This window comes from Pseudomonas sp. rhizo66 (assembly GCF_031931925.1).
Lineage (GTDB): Bacteria > Pseudomonadota > Gammaproteobacteria > Pseudomonadales > Pseudomonadaceae > Aquipseudomonas.
In genome coordinates this window covers 142753-162342 of the sequence record NZ_JAUJWZ010000007.1, presented here as the reverse complement: position 1 = coordinate 162342, position 19590 = coordinate 142753, and the positions used below count along the sequence as shown (strand labels likewise).

The 19590-nt window shown below is 58.3% G+C and carries 19 protein-coding genes; 8 read left to right on the top strand and 11 right to left on the bottom strand.

What is annotated here, in order from left to right:
• Positions 1-13: 13 nt before the first annotated feature.
• Both QZR14_RS10940 and QZR14_RS10935 read left to right on the top strand, forming a co-directional pair.
• Positions 14-751: a hypothetical protein gene (locus tag QZR14_RS10940; protein WP_311996535.1), complete on the top strand. Its 738-nt coding sequence runs from the start codon at positions 14-16 to the stop codon at positions 749-751.
• A gap of 71 nt (positions 752-822) precedes the next feature.
• Entirely contained in the window at positions 823-2742 is a 1920-nt protein-coding gene (locus QZR14_RS10935; RefSeq protein ID WP_311996534.1) for an alkaline phosphatase D family protein, read from the top strand.
• 122 nt (positions 2743-2864) lie between these two features.
• Here the strand turns inward: QZR14_RS10935 and QZR14_RS10930 are convergent, their stop codons facing one another.
• A complete protein-coding gene (locus QZR14_RS10930; RefSeq protein ID WP_311996533.1) occupies positions 2865-4037 on the bottom strand; it encodes an aspartate aminotransferase family protein in 1173 nt (390 codons plus the stop codon).
• A 102-nt stretch (positions 4038-4139) separates the two neighbouring features.
• On the opposite strand from QZR14_RS10930, the gene QZR14_RS10925 reads away from it, so the two are divergent.
• The 3 genes from QZR14_RS10925 (at position 4140) to QZR14_RS10915 (ending at position 6339) form a co-directional block, all read left to right on the top strand.
• Positions 4140-5045 carry a LysR family transcriptional regulator gene (locus QZR14_RS10925; protein WP_250606261.1) on the top strand — a complete coding sequence of 302 codons (906 nt, stop codon included), beginning with the start codon at positions 4140-4142 and terminating at the stop codon, positions 5043-5045.
• Positions 5046-5099: 54 nt separating this feature from the next.
• A complete protein-coding gene (locus QZR14_RS10920; protein WP_250606260.1) occupies positions 5100-5504 on the top strand; it encodes a GNAT family N-acetyltransferase in 405 nt (134 codons plus the stop codon).
• Between the two features lie 133 nt (positions 5505-5637).
• Complete coding sequence (locus QZR14_RS10915; RefSeq protein WP_250606259.1) at positions 5638-6339, top strand: hypothetical protein; 702 nt, start codon at positions 5638-5640, stop codon at positions 6337-6339.
• A 303-nt stretch (positions 6340-6642) separates the two neighbouring features.
• Here QZR14_RS10915 and QZR14_RS10910 read toward each other — a convergent pair whose 3' ends face one another.
• The 10 genes from QZR14_RS10910 to hmpA all read right to left on the bottom strand — a co-directional run bounded on the left by QZR14_RS10910 (position 6643) and on the right by hmpA (position 16013).
• A complete protein-coding gene (locus tag QZR14_RS10910) occupies positions 6643-7134 on the bottom strand; it encodes a RidA family protein (RefSeq protein ID WP_311996532.1) in 492 nt (163 codons plus the stop codon).
• Between the two features lie 196 nt (positions 7135-7330).
• The gene (locus QZR14_RS10905) at positions 7331-7630 is read right to left on the bottom strand and encodes a hypothetical protein (RefSeq protein ID WP_250606257.1); all 300 of its coding nucleotides are present in this window, start codon (positions 7628-7630) and stop codon (positions 7331-7333) included.
• A 225-nt stretch (positions 7631-7855) separates the two neighbouring features.
• Positions 7856-8743, bottom strand: a complete 888-nt coding sequence (gene cyoE, locus QZR14_RS10900; protein ID WP_007916939.1) for a heme o synthase — start codon at positions 8741-8743, stop codon at positions 7856-7858.
• Between the two features lie 11 nt (positions 8744-8754).
• A complete protein-coding gene (cyoD, locus tag QZR14_RS10895) occupies positions 8755-9090 on the bottom strand; it encodes a cytochrome o ubiquinol oxidase subunit IV (RefSeq protein ID WP_007916940.1) in 336 nt (111 codons plus the stop codon).
• Positions 9090-9713, bottom strand: a complete 624-nt coding sequence (cyoC, locus tag QZR14_RS10890) for a cytochrome o ubiquinol oxidase subunit III (protein ID WP_007916943.1) — start codon at positions 9711-9713, stop codon at positions 9090-9092. Before cyoC ends, cyoD begins: the two co-directional genes overlap by 1 nt.
• A 3-nt stretch (positions 9714-9716) precedes the next feature.
• Positions 9717-11747 carry a cytochrome o ubiquinol oxidase subunit I gene (cyoB, locus tag QZR14_RS10885; RefSeq protein ID WP_007916945.1) on the bottom strand — a complete coding sequence of 677 codons (2031 nt, stop codon included), beginning with the start codon at positions 11745-11747 and terminating at the stop codon, positions 9717-9719.
• 3 nt (positions 11748-11750) lie between these two features.
• Positions 11751-12692, bottom strand: a complete 942-nt coding sequence (gene cyoA, locus QZR14_RS10880; RefSeq protein ID WP_007916947.1) for a ubiquinol oxidase subunit II — start codon at positions 12690-12692, stop codon at positions 11751-11753.
• A gap of 825 nt (positions 12693-13517) precedes the next feature.
• Entirely contained in the window at positions 13518-14027 is a 510-nt protein-coding gene (locus QZR14_RS10875) for a disulfide bond formation protein B (RefSeq protein ID WP_311996531.1), read from the bottom strand.
• A gap of 25 nt (positions 14028-14052) precedes the next feature.
• The gene (locus tag QZR14_RS10870; protein ID WP_250606255.1) at positions 14053-14613 is read right to left on the bottom strand and encodes an ester cyclase; all 561 of its coding nucleotides are present in this window, start codon (positions 14611-14613) and stop codon (positions 14053-14055) included.
• Positions 14614-14831: 218 nt separating this feature from the next.
• Positions 14832-16013, bottom strand: coding sequence for an NO-inducible flavohemoprotein (gene hmpA / locus QZR14_RS10865; protein ID WP_311996530.1), 1182 nt, complete (start codon positions 16011-16013; stop codon positions 14832-14834).
• Positions 16014-16176: 163 nt separating this feature from the next.
• Here hmpA and norR point away from each other — a divergent pair, with 163 nt between their 5' ends.
• The 3 genes from norR to QZR14_RS10850 all read left to right on the top strand — a co-directional run bounded on the left by norR (position 16177) and on the right by QZR14_RS10850 (position 19437).
• Positions 16177-17736, top strand: coding sequence for a nitric oxide reductase transcriptional regulator NorR (gene norR / locus QZR14_RS10860; RefSeq protein WP_311996529.1), 1560 nt, complete (start codon positions 16177-16179; stop codon positions 17734-17736).
• Between the two features lie 312 nt (positions 17737-18048).
• Complete coding sequence (locus QZR14_RS10855; RefSeq protein WP_008084803.1) at positions 18049-18951, top strand: chemotaxis protein CheV; 903 nt, start codon at positions 18049-18051, stop codon at positions 18949-18951.
• Positions 18952-18978: 27 nt separating this feature from the next.
• Positions 18979-19437 carry a GNAT family N-acetyltransferase gene (locus tag QZR14_RS10850; protein ID WP_311996528.1) on the top strand — a complete coding sequence of 153 codons (459 nt, stop codon included), beginning with the start codon at positions 18979-18981 and terminating at the stop codon, positions 19435-19437.
• The last annotated feature ends 153 nt before the right edge of the window (positions 19438-19590 follow it).

Genomic DNA, 19590 nt, shown 5'->3' with positions numbered 1-19590 from the left:
AGGAAAGGATCAAATGGAGTTTCTGCGTTTTCTGGCGTTTGTCGCGGTGTGGGGGTTCATGTGGCGCTGGGTGGTCAAGAACCGTGGCAGCTGGAATATCTTCTACGGCAACATCGTTGGCGCAGCGGGTGGGTTCATTGTGGCGATGGTGGTGCTGTCGATCACGTTGTCGTTGTTTCCTTCGGCGCATGACTACGAACCGGCGCAGGCCGAAAACACGCAAGTCATCGAGCCTACCTCGCTATTGCCTGAAGCCGAGGCCGTTACACCCGCTGCCGAACTGAAGGATGCGCCGGTTTTTGCCGCCATCGAGCCGGACGACAAGCCCTCTCCCGCCGACTCCGCATTGCTGCCGAACTACGCCGGCCGGGCGCCGAAATCAATCGGCTTACAGACCGTGCTGGATCAAAGCGACTATCAGGGGCGCATGGCCCTGGCAGCGCTGAACAAGAAGTTGCGCGGCGACGCGCAGGCCGACAAATCGATGATCGCGTATGTCATGTGCAGCCCGTTTGTGACCAGCACGTTGCGCTTTCCCGGGTCGGCGCGTTTTGCTGACAGCAAAGCGCTGGTCAGCCACCGCTTCAAGGATCAGGTCTACACCTTCAGCAACACCGTCACCGCGCGCAACATGAACGGCGACGATGTCGCTTACCGTTTCGATTGCTCCGTGCAAGAGCAGCCGCGAGCTGACGCGCTACCGGCGCAATGGCGTTTGTTGGCGCTGAAACTGGAAAAAGCCGCCTCTTAAGCCTCATTTAAGGGTTAAAGGCGCCGCCTGCGCTATCATCGCCGGCCTGTGCGCCTTGAGCTTTGCCCTCGATGTCTTCGACACCCGCTGACCTGATCCCGCTGCCTCCTGTCCTGGCCGGCCCGCTGATGCGACGGCTGGAGCCAACGCGCGTGGTCATGTGGCTGGTCGGCACACGGCCACTGGCGCTGACCTTGCGCCTGCAAGGTGTAGGAGACATTCCTCTCGACGCCGGGAAATGCACGGTCATTCCAGTAGGCCGCGAGGCCTTTGTTCATCTCATCGATGTTGCTCTCGATAGCGCCCTGCCCTGCGACACACGTATCGACTATGACCTGCTGATCGACAATGCAGAGGGCATCGCCGACTGGGCGGCGCATCTGCTATACGGCGATGCAACCAGCCCGAACTTCGTCTTGCGCTCGCGGATCGATCAACTGTTGCACGGCTCCTGCCGCAAACCGCATCACCCGGCGGCGGATGGCTTGCTGTGCGTCGATCAATTGCTGGCAACGGAAACCGACGCGCAACAACGGCCGGCGCTGTTGATGATGAGCGGTGATCAGGTCTACGCCGACGATGTCGCCGGCCCGATGTTGCGGGCGATTCATGCCTTGATCGAACGGCTCGGCCTGTTCGACGAACACCTCGAAGGCGCCGTGGTCAGCGACAGCGCCAAGCTCTACGAACACCCGGCCAGTTACTACCACCGTGCGGATTTGTTACCGGCGCTGGAGAGCAACGAAACCTTGCGCGAGCGTTTTTTCGGCGGTGCGCGTAAGCCGATTTTCACCAGCAGCAGCGCTGACAATCACCTGGTGACCTTCGCCGAAGTCATGGCGATGTACCTGCTGGTGTGGTCGCCGACGGCCTGGTCGCTGATCGATCCGCAAGCGCCCGAACTGACGCCCGAACGCCTCAAGCGCTACACCCTCGAACAGACTCGCATCGATGCCTTCAAGGCTGGATTGGACAAGGTCGCCCGCGCGTTGGCGCATCTGCCGAGCCTGATGATTTTTGACGATCACGACATCACGGATGACTGGAACCTGTCCGCGCAATGGGAGGAAACGGCCTACGGCCATCCGTTCTCCAAACGCATCATCGGCAACGCGCTGATCGCCTACATGTTGTGTCAGGGCTGGGGCAATAATCCCGATGCGTTCAAGGATGTCTTGGAGAAAACACTGGGGCTGAGCGCCAGCGGTGATGATCAGTATCTCGACATCCCGGTGCAAGATGCTCTGATCGATGATTTGCTGCGCTTTCAGCAATGGCATTTCGTCCTGCCGAGCAGTCCGGCACTGGTGGTCATCGATACCCGTACCCGGCGCTGGCGCAGTGAGATGGCGCTCAAACAACCGTCGGGCCTGCTCGATTGGGAGGCGCTGAGCGAACTGCAACAGGAACTGCTCGATCACCCGTCAGCGATCATCGTTTCTCCGGCGCCGATCTTCGGCGTGAAGCTGATTGAAACCGTGCAGAAGGTTTTCAGTTGGTGCGGTTATCCGCTGCTGGTCGACGCGGAAAACTGGATGGCCCATCGCGGTGCCGCGCAAGTGATCCTGAATATTTTCCGCCACTCGCGCACGCCGGGGAACTACGTGGTGCTGTCCGGCGATGTGCATTACTCCTTCGTCTACGAAGTGCTCATCCGCCACCGCAAGGCGGGGCCGCGGATCTGGCAGATCACCAGCAGCGGGATCAAAAACGAGTTTCCGAAAACCCTGCTGGAATGGTTCGACCGCCTCAACCGCTGGCTCTATTCGCCACGCTCACCGCTGAACTGGTTCACCAAACGCCGCCGCATGCGCATCGTGCCGTACACGCCAGAACATGCCGAGGCTGGCGAACGCCTATGGAATTCGGCGGGCATCGGTCAGGTGTTTTTCAATGAGCAGGGGCAGCCGCGCGAGATTATTCAGCACAATTCGAATGGCAAGGCGAAGACACGGATGCTGGCGCCGGATCTGGCGGATTATCCGGACTAAGGCCTACACCGAAAATGTGGGAGCGAGCCTGCTCGCGAAAGCGGTCGATCATCCAGCAGAGATGTCGACCGACAGTTCACCTTCGCGAGCAGGCTCGCTCCCACAGTGCTACCTGCAAGCCATCAATGCGCGATCAGTGCTCGCCCCACACCTCTGACAATCATCTCCACCTCACGCTCATCAATCGTCAACGGTGGCAGCAGCCGTATCGTCTTGCCACGCGTGACGTTGATCAACAGTCCATGATCCCGCGCGGCGATCAGGGTCAGATCACGTACCGGTTGTTTCAGCTCGATACCGATCATCAAGCCCTGCCCGCGAATCGCCAGCACATTGGGATTGTCCGCCAGCTCTGCACGCAGACGAGTCAAAAGGCGTTCACCCTGAATCCGGGCATTTTCCAGCAGGCCCTGTTCTTCGATGATATCCAGCACCGTGCAAGCGACCCGGCACGCGAGAGGATTGCCGCCGAAGGTGCTGCCGTGACTGCCGGGGGTGAACAGATCTGCCGCCCGCCCCCGCGCCAGGCACGCGCCGATCGGCACGCCGTTGCCCAGCCCTTTTGCCAGGGTCATGACATCCGGGACAATGCCTTCATGTTGAAACGCAAACCAACGCCCGGTGCGGCCAATACCAGTCTGGATTTCATCGAACATCAATAGCCACGCGTGGCGATTGCACAGTTCGCGCAGGGCTTTCAGGTAACCGGGCGGCGCGATCTGTACACCGCTTTCGCCCTGAATCGGCTCGATCAGAATCGCCACGATGCGCTCGCCGTGTTTTTGCTGCAGTTGCTGCAGCACTGCGAGATCACCGAACGGCACTTTGAGGAAATCCCCCGGCAATTCGTTGAAACCCAGGCGCACCGCCGGGCCATCGCTGGCCGACAAGGTGCCGAGTGTGCGGCCATGGAACGCGTTGGTCATGACCACCACCAGCGGCTGCTCGATGCCTTTGCGCCAGCCGAACAGACGCGCAAGCTTCAGCGCCGTTTCATTGGCTTCCGCACCGGAATTATTGAAGAACGCGCGCTCCATGCCCGACAGCTTGGTCAGTCGCTTGGCCAGTTGCTGCTGCCAGTCGATGCTGTACAGATTAGAGGTATGCAGAAGCAATCCCGCCTGCTCGCTGATCACTGAAACGATCCGCGGGTGCGAGTGGCCGACGTTGGTCACCGCGACACCGGCAACCGCATCCAGATATTCGCGACCGGCCTGATCCCACAGGCGAGTGCCGAGGCCTTTGGTGAAACTCAGGGCCAGCGGTTGGTAGGTGTTCATCAGGGCGGCGGTCATGACTTCAAACTCCAGTGAAGGTCGGTGTGCTGGCAGTATGGTTAGCCACCGAAACTGGATAAACTCGGCAAAACTTCATTCATTTAAAAGCAGGGCTTGATAATGGACCTGTTCCAGTCGATGAGCGTGTACGTCAAAGTCGTCGAAACCGGGAGCATGACGGCGGCCGCGTTGCAGTGCGACATGTCGACGACCATGGTTGGCAATCATCTGCGTGCGCTAGAACGACGGCTGGGCGTGCAACTGCTGCAACGCACGACCCGCCGTCAGCGACTCACTGAATTCGGCAGTGTTTATTACCAGCGCTGTCTGGAAGTGTTGGGATTGGTCGCCGATTCCGAACGCCTCGCCGAGCAGACCCTCGATCAACCCCGAGGCATGCTGCGCCTCACCGCGCCGCTGACGTTCGGCGTTGAACGGCTGGCGCCGGCGCTGAGTGAATTTTCACTGCTTTATCCACAGGTCAAACTCGATGTGGTGTTGACCAACAGCCGTCCCGATCTACTGGAAAGCGGCCTCGATGTCGCGTTTCGGCTGGGCAATTTCGAACAGTCCAACCTGATCGCCCGGCCCTTGATCGACTACACCCTGACCGCGTGCGCGTCGCCGCAATACGTCGCCCGGCGCGGCATGCCGAAAACGCCGGAAGACTTGCAACAACACGACTGCCTGTCGTTCGCCTATCCCGCCGGTGACGACTGGCAATCGGTGGAAAAGCGTTGGCGCCTCAGCGGCCCCGACGGGGAGATCATGGTCGACGTCAGCGGGCCTATGCTGATCAACAGTTCCGCCGGGCTGCATCAGGCTGCCCGCACCGGCATGGGCATCGTGATGTTGCCGGATGCGCTGGTGGAACAAGACCTGCGCGAAGGCCGACTGGTGAAAGTGATCGCCGATTACCAGCCACCCAGCCGACCGATGCATCTCCTCTACGCGCCGGATCGCTATCGCTTGCCGAAACTGCGTCGTTTCGTAGAGTTTGTCATGCAGCGATGGGGCAAATCCTGACGTCACCTGCACCAGCCTCCCCGGAAGAATCGCTGACAAGGACTCGAACAGCAGATGAACAACACACTCAACGTACGCAATTTACAGCCCGCCGAAACGGAATCGGTGAGGCAGTTTCTCGGGCAGCATGGCTGGGGCCATCGCACAGGCTCAGCTGAACACTTCGCCCGGTTGATCGAGCACTCTCAGCGCACGGCCGTCGCCGTTCAGGGTGAGCGCATCATCGGTTTCGCTCGTGGGATCACCGATGGTTTGTCCAACGGTTACCTGTCGATGGTGGTGGTCGATGACCAGCATCGGCGTGAAGGGATTGGCCGCGCACTGGTTGAGCACATCATGGGCGACAACGCGGATATCACGTGGGTACTGCGCGCCGGGCGCGAAGGCGCAGAGGCTTTTTTCGCCAGCCTGGGTTTCGAGACCTCGGTGATTGCCATGGAACGCCCGCGCCGGAAATAGTACACGCCGGCAAAAAACTCGACCGGCAGACCGTTGCTCCGTGACAACGCCGCCCCGCTCCCCTAAATTAGTCGGCCTGAAAAAGCCCGCGGCTTTCTCATCTCCACTCAAGTTAAAAAGTAGTGAAATTTCAATGTCCGATTTCAACACCGCTGAATCCGTAGTCACCGAATCGTCCAAAGCGGAATACGAAAACTCCATCAATCTTTCACAACACCTGCCGCAAGCCAAAATCATCAGCGAGATGGTCCTGGACGCATTCCAGTCGACCCGCGAGAGCGACCAGATCCGCGAACTGCGCGCGGCGATCCGTCAGGCTCACGACAGCTTCGATGACGACAAGGCCTACGAACTGATGGGCCAGCTCAAAGCCCTGAAAGACGCCGAAGCCGCTGACCTCGCCGCCCTTGAAGACCTGAGCAGCAAGTTCTCGATCGGCCGTATCCTGTCCAGTTTCAAGGACGATCCGGCGTTCCAGGAAATCGTTTATGGTCTGGCCCTCAAAGTGCTGAACCAGACCCACCAAGCGATCAGCAACCCGAGCGGCGGCAAGAGCAAAGCGGCGAAGAAGAAAGAAGTCGAGATCTTTACCATCAGCAAGGACGGCATCAGCGTAACCCTGCCGCTGCGCACACCGCGCTCGCGCCTGAACGTTGACCGTGCAGCGCTGGAGTTCCTCGGTTTCACCTTCGTCGGTGAAGGCGAAGAAGCGGAGCTGGAGAGCGAAACGTTCCTCGACAACGCCGGCACCGAGCAGGCGGTAAACCGCAAGAACATCATCACCGCGCTGCAACAGCAGACCGCGTTTGATGGCTATAGCATCGCCGCGCAGTAATAGCGCAGCTGCTGTACGAAAAAGCCCCGCACTGGGATTCAGTGCGGGGCTTTTTGCTGTCCGGCTTGGGATTCGTGAGGAGGCGAAAATCCTCGCCCCTCATCGGAACGCCGCCCGCCCAGCCCTCTCCCGAGGGAGAGGGAGCCGATCGGGAGATATTCAAGAGATACACCGAAATGAAAGTGCAGTGTCGAATCCACAATCGCCTCGGTCTCTCAGGTCGATGTATAGCGGGAGACACCTCCGTCAGTCCCCTCTCCCTATGGGAGAGGGCTAGGGTGAGGGCAAGCCGAGAAGTTACTCTCAAGCCGAAGGATGCAACGCTACAATCATGTCCACTTCAATCGCCGCGTTCTTCGGCAACTGATACACACCGACCGTGCTGCGCGTGTGCCGGCCGGCATCGCCGAGCACATGGCTGAACACGTCCGACGCGCCGTTGGCCACTTCGCTAAGGTCAACGAAGTCCGGCGTCGACTTCACGTAAACAGTGACCCGCAACAACGCCTTGATCTTGTCCAGCGAACCCACCGCGTCGACGATCAACGCCAGGCAACGCATTGCACTGATGCTGGCGGCGGCTTGCGCATCCTTGAGGTTCAGTTCCAGCCCGACGCGACCCGGGTACTGAATCTTGCCGTTAGTGCGCGGCACCATGCCGCTGATGTACAACTCATCGTGATGACGGATCAGCGGCGCGTAATTGCCACCAGCGGTGTTCTCACCATAAATGTCGTAGTTAAGCTCTTGGGCCAGGGCAATAAAACGCTCGTCGCAGGTCATCCTCTCAGTCATTTCGCCCAGCCTTTTGATCAGTGCATGAAGAACCGCAGGTCAAGACAGCCAAACAGCGGCCAGTGGCATGGCGCTATCACTGGCATGGTTGGATCCAAATCTAGGGGATTTATACAGAGCAAGCAACGGCGAAAACTAAAAAGCCCTATTATCTTTTGAAATACAGGGCTTCGTGATGATCGATAAGGTTGAGCGGCTATTGACCCTTCAGATTGGTGATTGAATAAGGGTTGTTATTCAAGGACGGTGGAGCAGTGACAGTCCCATTCTCATTCAGCCTACTCCTCACGATCTTATCTCCTCCCTTGACGAGTACCCCGCCCATCTTCGAATAACTCAGGGTGAACTCCTTATCGTAGGTGGTCCAATAGATTGTTACCCCATCCGTCGTAGCCCCTTTGAATATCCCTTGCCGCTGCGCGCCTCCCTCTTTTTCGATGAGCACTATTTCTTCGTCAATTTTTACGTTTGAAAATGAACTCTGCGCATAAACCATGATTGTTGCTCCTTAAGAAAACAAGGTCATAGCTTCCTTCTAGTCGCCCTATTATTCACCTGTAAAAAATGACAGTTTTTTAGGCGAATTCGCTTCTAAATTCTTTTTTTCATGCTCATTCAGTCTATTGCCTATGCCATCCACAGAATCACTTCGCTTTCCATAATCACAAAAAAACCCCGCACATCTCTCGATGTGCGGGGTTTTTCTTCAAGCCTTTGAGCCTTACGGCGCGTACGTCAGCAGCAACTCTGCAGGCACCTTGAAGTCCAGGGACATCATGACGCTCAATGCAGTGATGGTGAAGATCGAGAACACGAACAGCTTGCGTGCCCAGACCGTGTCATCCACTGCCTTGTAGCCGGTCCAGGCCATGTACAACCAGTACATGCCCATGGCCGCAGCCACTGCGAGGTAGCTCATGCCAGCGTAACCGCTGAAGGTCAGCATCAAGGTCGCTACGAGGAACGCCAGGATGTAGAGCAGGATGTGCTTCTTGGCCACTTGAATCCCGCGCTTCACTGGCAGCACCGGAATCGATGCGGCCAGGTAATCGTTGAAGCGGAAGATCGCGATGGCGTAGGAATGCGGCATCTGCCACAGGCTGAACATCACCAGCAACGTCAGCGCGGCCATGTCGAAGCTGTTGGTGACGGCGACGTAACCGATCACTGGCGGCATGGCGCCCGACAGACTGCCCACCAGCGTGCCGTGAACCGACTTGCGCTTGAGGTACAGGCTGTAGAAGCCGACGTAGATGATGAAGCCGATCACCGCGAACAAAGCGGCCAACGGATTGGCCACCTTGTACAACAACGCAACGCCGAGAACACCAAGGATGGTCGCATAGACCAGGGCCAGTTTCAGGGAGATCAAGCCCTGCACCAGCACCCGGTTTTTAGTGCGTTCCATCTTCAGGTCGATGTCGCGGTCGATGCAGTTGTTGAACACGCAACCGGAGGCAACAACCAGGGATGTACCGATCATGGCAGCCAGAAACACCGCCAGATCCACATGCCCTTTCGAGGCCAGGAAAAACCCGCCTGCCACAGAAAGCACGTTACCGAAAATGATCCCCGGTTTGGTGATTTGGATAAAGTGCTTGAGCGACATCGGGTCTTACCTCACTTCGCCATCATGTAGGTGTGGATGCTGAACATGATCCACAACGACAGGCCAACCAGCAGCACGATTACGATCGCCGTAAAGACGAATGCAATCACGTTGTTACGCTGAGCAATGGAACGGTCCAGGTGCAGGAAGTAATACAGGTGAACGATCACCTGGATCACGGCGAACAACAGAACGATTGCCAGCGTGGTGGCCTTCGGCAGGCTCGGGTACATCACCAGACCGAAAGGAATCACGGTCAGGATCACCGACAGGATGAAGCCAATGGCGTACGACTTTACGCTGCCGTGGCCAGCATCATGGCTGTCATGGGAGTGTGCATTAGCCATTACAGAGTCCCCATCAGGTAAACAACGGTGAATACGCAGATCCACACCACGTCCAGGAAGTGCCAGAACAGGCTCAGGCAGCTCAGACGGGTCTTGTTGGTCGCCGTCAGGCCGTGCTTGTTGACCTGGTACATCATGATGCCCATCCAGATCAGACCCGCAGATACGTGCAGACCGTGGGTACCGACCAGGGTGAAGAACGCGGACAGGAAGCCCGAACGGCTAGGACCGAAGCCCTCGGAGATCAGCAGGTGGAACTCGTTGATCTCCATGGCGATAAAGCCTGCGCCGAGCAGGAAGGTCATGAACAACCAACCCAGGACCGCCTGCTTCTTGCCTTTGTACAACGCCAGCATGGCGAAGCCGTAGGTGATCGAACTGAACAACAGCAGAGCGGTTTCGCCCAGCACGTATGGCAGTTCGAAGATGTCGTGGCCCGACGGGCCACCGGCTACGTTGTTTACCAGTACTGCGTACACCGCGAAGATCGACGCAAACAGAATGCAGTCGGTCATCAGGTAGAGCCAGAAACCGTATACGGTCATCTCGCCCGAGTCGTGGTGATGGTCATCGTGCCCATGGTCACCATGGGCGTGTCCAACATTGGTCACTAAGTTCGACATGGTTTAAGCCTGTTCCAACGAGGTTTCAACACGGGTGGCACCGGCCGGGATTTTCCCTGCCGCAACCAGACGCTTGTGCTGCTCGGCTTCGATACGCTCGATCGTTTCAACCGGAACCATATAGCCCTGGTCGTCACGTGCAGCGTGGATCACGAAGTAGATGACGGTGCCGGCCAGGCTGGCGATCGCCAACCACCAGATGTGCCAGATCATCGCGAAACCGAAGACGGTCAACAGTGCGCCCATCACCACGCCAGTGGCGGTGTTGTTCGGCATGTGGATCGGCTCGTACTTGGCCGGACGCTGGTACGCAGTACCGTTTTCCTTGGCTTCGGTGAACGGGTCGATGCAGTCAGCCTTAGGCAGCACAGCAAAGTTGTAGAACGGAGGTGGCGACGAGGTCGACCATTCCAGGGTGTGTGCATTCCACGGGTCACCGTGATCGCAAACGTTCTCTGGCTTGTTGCGGTCGCGCACACTGACGTACAGCTGGATCAGTTGGCAGGCGATACCGACAGCGATCATCACCGCACCGAACATGGCAACGTACAGGTACGGTACCCACTCAGGGTTGGTGGTGGCGTTCAGACGACGGGTCATGCCCATGAAGCCCAGTGCATAGAGCGGCATGAACGCGACGAAGAAGCCCGAGATCCAGAACCAGAACGCTGCTTTACCCCAGCCTTCGTGCAGCTTGAAGCCGAACGCTTTCGGGAAGTAGAACGCGAAACCAGCGATGTAACCGAATACCGCACCGCCGATGATCACGTTGTGGAAGTGCGCGATCACGAACAGGCTGTTGTGCAGCACGAAGTCAGCACCCGGGATGGCCAGCAGTACGCCGGTCATGCCGCCGATGGCGAAGGTCACCATGAAGCCCAGGGTCCACAGAACCTGGCTGGTGAAGCGCAGACGGCCCTGGTAGATGGTGAACAGCCAGTTGAACAGCTTCACACCCGTCGGGATGGAAATCAGCATCGTCGCCAGACCGAAGAAGGCGTTGACGCTGGCACCCGAACCCATGGTGAAGAAGTGGTGCAGCCAAACCATGAAGCCCAGTACCGAGATCGCGCCCGAGGCGTAGATCATCGAGTGGTGGCCGAACAGTTTCTTGCCGGTGAACGCCGAGATCACTTCCGAGAAGATGCCGAAGGCCGGCAGGATCAGGATGTAAACCTCAGGGTGGCCCCACGCCCAGAACAGGTTGACGTACATCATTGGATTGCCACCAAGTTCATTGGTGAAAATGTGGAAATCCATGTAACGGTCAAGGGTCAGCAGTGCCAGGGTAGCGGTCAGGATCGGGAACGAAGCCACGATCAGAACGTTTGCCCAGGTGCAGGTCCAGGTGAAGATCGGCATGTCCATCAGTTTCATGCCAGGGGTACGCATTTTCAGTACGGTCGCGAGGAAGTTAACCCCCGTTAACGTCGTACCTAACCCGGATAGCTGTAGCGCCCAGATGTAGTAGTCCATGCCCACGCCAGGGCTGTATTGCAGACCTGACAGCGGTGGATAGGCAACCCAACCGGTCTTGGCGAATTCGCCGACACCAAGGGACAGGTTGATCAGCACTACGCCGGACACCAGCAGCCAGAAGCTCAGGGAGTTCAGGAACGGGAACGCAACGTCACGCGCGCCGATCTGCAGCGGCACTGCAAGGTTCATCAGGCCGGTGAAGAATGGCATCGCCATGAAGATGATCATGATCACACCGTGAGCGGTGAAGATCTGGTCATAGTGTTCAGGTGGCAGGTAGCCAGGCGAACCCTCGGTGGCCATGGCCAACTGGGTACGCATCATGATGGCGTCGGCAAAACCGCGCAGCAGCATGACCATGGCGACGATGATGTACATCACGCCGATTTTCTTGTGGTCGACCGAAGTCAGCCACTCGGTCCACAAGTAGGTCCACTTCTTGAAGTAGGTGATTGCAGCGAACAGCGCCAGACCACCGAGGGCGATCATGGCGATGGTCACCATCACGATCGGCTCGTGGAATGGGACTGCTTCCCAACTTAATTTACCAAACATCGTTTACTCCTCTGCCCCGGCAGCTGAATGCGAACTCGAGTCAATTTCCGTGGCCGCCACTTCTTTCTCTTTCTTCTCGTGCTTCAGCGGCTTGCCCGGCTTCATACCTTCGTACTTGTCGACGATGATCTGGAACTGGTTCGGCGTGACCGAGGAGTAGAGCTCGACTGGGTTGTTCTGGCTCGGTTTGGCAAGGGCCGCGTATTCAGCTTGATCAAGCTGTTTAGGTGACTTCTTGACTTCACTTACCCAGGCGTCGAAATCTTCCTGAGTGGTGGAGATAGCCTTGAATTTCATACCGGTGAAACCCGCGCCGCTGTAGTTGGCGGAGATACCGTCCATTTCAGCGTTGCGGTCAGCGATCAGGTGCAGCTTGGTCTGCATGCCCGCCATCGCGTAGATCTGGCCGCCCAGACCCGGGATGAAGAACGAGTTCATCACAGCGTCAGAGGTGATCTTGAAGTTGATGGGCGTGTGCGCCGGGAACACGATCTTGTTGACCGTGGCGATGCCTTGTTCCGGGTAGATGAACAGCCACTTCCAGTCCAGCGCGACCACTTCGATGGTCACTGGCTTGACGTCGGATTGAATCGGACGATACGGGTCCAGTTCGTGGGTCGAAATGTAGGTGATGTAACCCAGGGCAATGATGATCAGGACCGGGATGGTCCAGACTGCCACTTCGATCTTGGTCGAGTGCGACCATTTCGGGGTGTAGACGGCGTTCTTGTTCGACGCGCGGTACTTCCAGGCGAACAGGAAGGTCATGACGATAACCGGCACGACGACCAACAGCATCAGCAGGGTCGCGGTGATGATCAGGTTTCGCTGTTCCAGGCCAACCTGGCCCGTTGGATTGAGCAAGGTCATGTTGCAGCCTCCCAGCAACAACGTGCCGAGCAGCGGCACTAGGCCTAGTAATCTGGGGTACCTGTTTTTACTCATCTCACGACCTCTAAAGCAGCTTGCGCAATGCAGTTGGGTTTTGATCGCCAACACTTCACCCTGCCAAGGGTTGGCATTTTCTTTGGATTGAATAAGGGCCGCCCGTCGCGCGTCAGACGCTCGACAAAACCTGGGACAGCGGTCAGTTCTTATTCGAATTCGTGGTCAAAGGCCTTGTTACAGACCAATTCCATTTGGTGCGGAAAGTTGGAAGGCACCGACACCTGGGTGTCTTGAAAGCCTTTCGACTCACTCGACACCCGACTTCCTGCTCGCCTCCTTAATAAAGGCTGAACAGTGCCGGGAATTCAGTGCGGGCGATTGTAGATAGGTAGCGCCCTATACACCATGTCTTATCCCGAAATAATTTTTATCCGTTCGAGCAACAATGCATCACCATTTTTGCAAAAGTTCCACATGTTATCGAAATAGATTCTCAACAAAAACACCAAAAATTGTGGGTGTACCCGCGTCAGTTCAGACAGCTCCGAAGGCCTTTTCCGAACGCTGGAACAGCGCAAAGCCCGATAACCCAAGGCTTTTGGCCATCTGCCAGCGCTTGTTAAAACTGCCTGCTCTGGCACTCGCGTGCTAAAGCCAAAAAACCCTGAAACTGACCAATCCTTTTTTGTAACAACGACCAATTCCGCGTCATCGAAGCGGCCTGCGACACGGCGCGTGTGACAACATGTCGCACACTTGCCACACCCTTCCTTGCCACCCGTCACGGTGTTTTCACAAACACCTCGAAATGCAAAACGCCCCGACATACTGATACGCAAATCGAGGCGTTTTCTGTATCGGCCAGACAGCCGATTAGTTGACTCAGCGCAGTGCTTTTCGGTTACGCGAGGTCAGCAGCGGGACCAGAATCACCACCAGCACGAACGCCAGCAATGCCCATTGTGCCAACGACAGACCGAGGATCGGCGGGTACGGCGTCGAGCAGAAACCGTCGACCTGGAAGCCCAGCGGGAAGATCTTCGCCAGCGGCAGGTCATCGACAATCGGCTGCAGCACATCGATGCCGCAGCTCACCGCCGGGTAGAACTGGGTGTACACGTGATGCCCGGCCACACCGGCCCCGGCAATCGCGCAGATCACCACCAGCACTTCGAACGCGGTGATGCTGCGGCGCGTGCGCATGGCTGCGCCGATGAACGCGAACAGCGCGATCAGCAGCAACGCGTAGCGCTGCAAAATGCACAGTGGGCACGGCGCCTCGCCGAGCACGATCTGCATGTACAGCGCACCACCGATCAGTGCCAGGCAGATGATGCCCAGCAACACCAGAAAGCGCCGCTCACGTCCCAGTCGAATCGTTTCCTCGCTCATCGCGTTTCCCTTATATGTCCATGGTTCAGCTGGATGGCGGCTGCGCCTGCAGTTGCGCCATCAAGCTGATGTTGTCTTCGATATGCCAATTGGCCGCGATGCGACCGTTGTCGATCTGATAGATATCGGTTGCCCGGAAGTCTACACGCTGGCCCTGCCCTTTGAGAGCCTTGAACGTACCGCTGAAGTGCCCGCGAAAGTGCAGATGCACCACCACGCGATCACCGGCGATGATCATTTGCTCGATGTCGCAACTCAAGTCCGGAACAGCCGTGCGAAAGAACTTCGACGCCAGCAACGGCCCGGTCGGCCCCTGCACCCGACCTTCGGGCGGCGTCTGGTCGACAAACTGCGGCGACAACGCCGCTACGGCCAACGCCTCTTCACCGGAATTCCAGAAACTGCCATAACGCCGCGCGGCCAGGGTCATGGCTTCTACCTGCGCCTTGGGCAGGCTCTGATCGACGATCAGCGTCTGCGGTTTGATCAAGGCAGATTCGGCAGCAGCAAACGGGCTGGCCAGCCACGCGACCGAAAGACCGATGGCTGCAAAGCTGAAACGACGGGCGAAGATGAAATGCGACATGGGGGCGATCCTGATCATGTAAACGAACGAGCGCCTATCATCAGCATCGGGGAATAAACGATAAACCGGTTAAGAAACGATTAACCTTTAAACACTTTTTAAGAATCGAGACCGCGTAACGGCCTTCGCGAGCAGGCTCGCTCCCACATTGGATCTGCGTTGTACACAAATCCTGTGGGAGCGAGCCTGCTCGCGAATGAAGGCAACCCGGTTCTGAATTATTCCAAAGCCGCAGCCGGCCCGAAGAACTCATAACGGCTCTGCTTCTCAGGCACACCCAAGGCTTTCAGATGGCGCTTGATCGCCCCCATGAATCCCTTCGGCCCAAGGAAGTAAGCGTCGACATCACGCTGAGCCGGCAACCACTCGCCCAGCAGCGCCTGATCCAGCATCCCGACCTTGTCCGCCGCCGGGCTCACGCCGTCATCTTCGGCATAGCAGTAAAAACGCTTGAGTTGCGGATGACGCGCCGCCAGCTCATCAATCCAGTCGCGGAACGCGTGCACGCGGCCATTGCGCGCGCAGTGGATAAAGTGCACCGGACGCTCGGTTTCCAGCGCCGCTTCAAGCATCGCCAGTGTCGGCGTGATACCCACCCCGCCACTGATCAGCACCAACGGCTTGTCACTTGCGGTCAGCGTGAACTCACCCGATGGCGGGAACAGCTGAATGCTGGCGCCGACCTGCAGTTGATCGTGCAAGTGGTTGGACGCTCGGCCACCCGGTTCGCGTTTGACGCTGATGCGGTACTGACCGTTGTTCGCCAGTGCCGACAGCGAGTAGTTGCGGCGGATTTCCTCGCCATCAAGGATCAGCTTCATGCCAATGTACTGACCCGGTTCGGCCGCGAGAATCGGGCCTTTGTCTGCTGGTTCGAAGTAGAAGGAGACAATTTCCGCGCTCTCATCGACCCTGGCCGCGACGATGAACTCACGCGCCCCGCGCCAGCCGCCGACGGCGTGTTCTTTCTGGTCGTAAATCGCGGTTTCGGCGCCGATCAGAATGTCTGCCAATTGCCCATAAGCCGCACCCCACGCGCTCATCACTTCCGGTGTGGCGATCTCTTCGCCAAGCACTTCAGAAATCGCACGCAGCAGGCAGGCGCCGACAATCGGGTAGTGCTCCGGAAGGATCTGCAGGGCGACGTGCTTATTGATGATCTTCGCCACCAGATCGCCCAACTGATCGAGTTGATCAATGTGCCGCGCATACATCAGCACGCCATTGGCCAAGGCGCGTGGCTGGTCACCGCTGGCCTGGTGGGCCTGGTTAAACAGCGGCCGGACTTCCGGGTATTCGGAGAGCATCATGCGATAGAAGTGGGTGATCAGCGCTTCACCGCCGCTTTCCAGCAGAGGCACGGTGGATTTGACGATGGCACGATCCTGAACGCTAAGCATAAGGTGACTCCTGAGCTTCTTGGAAAAGTTACCTTTGGGTTATCAGTATTCGTGCCAACTAATTTATTCATATAAATCAATGATTTGAGGTTTACGTAGTCATAAAGACTCAAAGAGCCTTATAGTCATCCCGACTACATCTTGTCTCTTTGACTACAAAACCATGACCGCAAAATCCCTGCTCACCGCGCTGCTGCCTCTAGTGTCCGACCTGTCCCGCGAACTGCCCGAGGGCGAGCGTTATCGGCGCTTGCTCGAAGCCATGCGCGCGCTACTGCCGTGCGATGCCGCCGCATTGTTGCGCCTCGACGGCGAAGCGCTGGTGCCGCTGGCCGTGGACGGTTTAAGTACGGACACCCTCGGTCGGCGCTTCAAGGTCAGCGAGCACCCGCGCTTCGAAATTCTCCTCAGCGGAACCGGCCCCACGCGCTTCGCCGCCGACAGCGACTTGCCCGATCCTTATGACGGTCTCGTCGACGGACTCGACGAACACCTCGAAGTCCACGATTGCCTCGGCTGCCCATTATTTGTCGATGAAAAACTCTGGGGCCTGATCACCCTCGACGCCCTCGACCCCGAGCGTTTCGAACCGATCGAACTCGACGCCCTGCAAGCCTTCGCCAGCCTCGCCTCGGCCACGGTCAACGCCGCCGAACGCATCCAGCGTTTAGCCAATCGCGCTGAAGACGAGCACCAGCGCGCCGAGGTTTATCGCCAGGCCAGCGGTCAGCAGAACCGCGAAATGATCGGCCAGAGCAAGGCGCTGAAAAAACTGGTGGAGGAAATCAATCTGGTCGGCGGCAGCGATCTGACCGTATTGATCACCGGCGAAACCGGGGTCGGCAAAGAGCTGGTCGCCCAGGCGATTCACGCCGCTTCAGCGCGCGCCGACCAACCGATCATCAGCCTCAACTGCGCCGCCCTGCCCGACACACTGGTCGAAAGCGAACTGTTCGGCCACGTGCGCGGCGCCTTCACCGGCGCCACCAGCGACCGTCGCGGCAAGTTCGAACTGGCCAATGGCGGCACGCTGTTTCTCGATGAAGTCGGCGAACTGTCGCTGACCGTGCAGGCGAAACTGCTGCGCGTTTTGCAGAGCGGCCAGTTGCAGCGATTGGGTTCGGACAAGGAGCATCAGGTCGATGTGCGCCTGATTGCCGCGACCAACCGTGACCTGGCCGAAGAAGTGCGCAGCGGTCGCTATCGCGCCGACTTTTACCATCGCCTGAGCGTGTACCCGCTACGCGTGCCGGCGCTGCGTGATCGCGGCCGCGATGTGTTGTTGCTCAGCGGTTTTTTCCTTGAACAGAATCGCTCGCGCATGGGCCTGAACAGCCTGCGCCTGAGCAGCGACGCCCAGGAAGCGCTGCTCGCCTACACTTGGCCGGGCAATGTGCGTGAACTGGAACACTTGATCGGGCGCAGTGCGTTGAAGGCGCTGGGCAACTGCCAGGTGCGGCCGAAGATCCTCAGTTTGAGTGCGGCAGATCTGGATCTGCCGCGTGAGGTTGTGGATAACTCGGTTGAGGCTGTTGTTGGTGCGGTGACCGAGATGCCGCTGATCAGCGGGGATTTGCGCAGTGCGACCGAGCAGTATCAGCGGCGTTTGATCAGTGCGGCGCTGGAGCGTAATCAGGATAACTGGGCGAGTGCGGCGCGGGAGCTGGGGCTGGATCGGGCGAATCTTGGGCGGATGGCCAAGCGGTTGGGGATGAAGAGCTAAAAGCACACCCTCACCCTAGCCCTCTCCCAGAGGGAGAGGGGACTGACCGAGGCGTCTTTCGCCATACGCCGACCTGAAATATCGAGTCGATTATGGATTCGGCAGAGCAGGTTCAGGTCGGTGAATTACTACAATATTCCCCAATCGGCCCCCTCTCCCTCCGGGAGAGGGCTGGGGTGAGGGGCTTTGGCTTTAGATCGAAACACAACCCGACAACTAACCTAAAGCCCAACCTTTTGACGCCGATAACCCGGCATCAATAGTTTCTGGCGATTCCCACCCTCGCCCACCACCTTTCCACAGAAGGTTCATATGTCCTCCACCAAAGCCCGCGCAGATTCACTTTCGCTTCTGCTGTTTACCTTGCGCAGCGGCAAGCTGATGGCGATCAACCTGCTGAAAGTCAGTGAAATCATCCCCTGCCCGCCGCTGACCAAACTGCCGGAGTCGCACCCGCACGTGAAAGGCATCGCCACGTTGCGCGGTGCTTCCCTGTCGGTGATCGACCTCAGCCGCGCCATCGGCGAGCGCCCGCTGGAAGACCCGAACGGCGGCTGCCTGATCGTCACCGACGTCAGCCGCTCGAAGCAGGGTCTGCACGTGCAGGCGGTGAGTAAAATCGTCCACTGCCTGACCACCGACATCAAACCGCCGCCGTTCGGCTCCGGCGGCTCGCGCGCCTACATCACCGGCGTGACCTCGGTGGACGGCACGCTGGTGCAGGTACTGGATATCGAAAAGGTTATCCACAGCATCGCCCCGGCGCAGATCGAAATGGCCCCGACCGACCTGACAATGGAAGACGCCGAAGTGCTCGGCAATGCGCGCATTCTGGTGGTCGATGACAGCCAGGTGGCGCTGCAGCAATCGGTGCACACCCTGCGCAATCTCGGCCTGCAATGCCACACCGCACGCAGCGCCAAGGAAGCCATCGACTGCCTGCTCGACCTGCAAGGCACCGCGCAGCAGATCAACCTGATCGTCTCCGATATCGAAATGTCCGAGATGGACGGCTACGCCTTCACCCGCACCCTGCGCGAGACCCCGGACTTCGCCCATTTGTACGTGCTGCTGCACACCTCGCTCGACAGCGCGATGAACAGCGAGAAAGCGCGGCTGGCCGGGGCGAACGGCGTGCTGACCAAGTTCTCCTCGCCGGAACTGACCCACTGCCTGATCGAAGCGGCCAAACACGTCGCCGCCCACGGGCACTGAGTCTTGGCCGAGACGTATTGTTTTCTGATGCGGCGCGATCTGACCAGGGACGCGCCGCAGGCGCTGGTGCCGCAAGGCATTGAACTGTGCACGTACTCCGTCGAACTGGCGGCGGACGCGCATGACTTGATGCAACTCGGCTACCGCGAAGGTGGTGGCCGAGTGCCGGCGCTGGACGTTTGGCAGCGGCAGTTCGAAAGCGATCCTGAATACGATCCGAGCCTGTGTTTAATTGCCCGCGATGCCGAAGGCGTGGTCGGTGTGGCGCAGTGCTGGACCAGCGCCTATATCAAGAATCTGGTGGTGCATCCGCGCATGCAGGGGCGCGGATTGGGCCGGGCGTTGTTGCTCAATGCATTCAAGGTGTTTCAGCAACGCCGCGAAGGGTTTGTTGATCTGAAGGTGCTGGAAGACAACCGGCGGGCGCAGCGGTTGTATGAAAGTGCCGGGATGTACGTGGTCCGCCGCGAGCTGGTGCCGGACTGATTAAAGTCAAAAGATCGCAGCCTTCGGCAGCTCCTACAGGGAACCGCATATCCATGTAGGAGCTGCCGAAGGCTGCGATCTTTTAATCGTGTCCCAGGCAACAAAACTCTTTAGGCATACTCCAACCTTGGCCACCCACGCCCAAGGACGCCC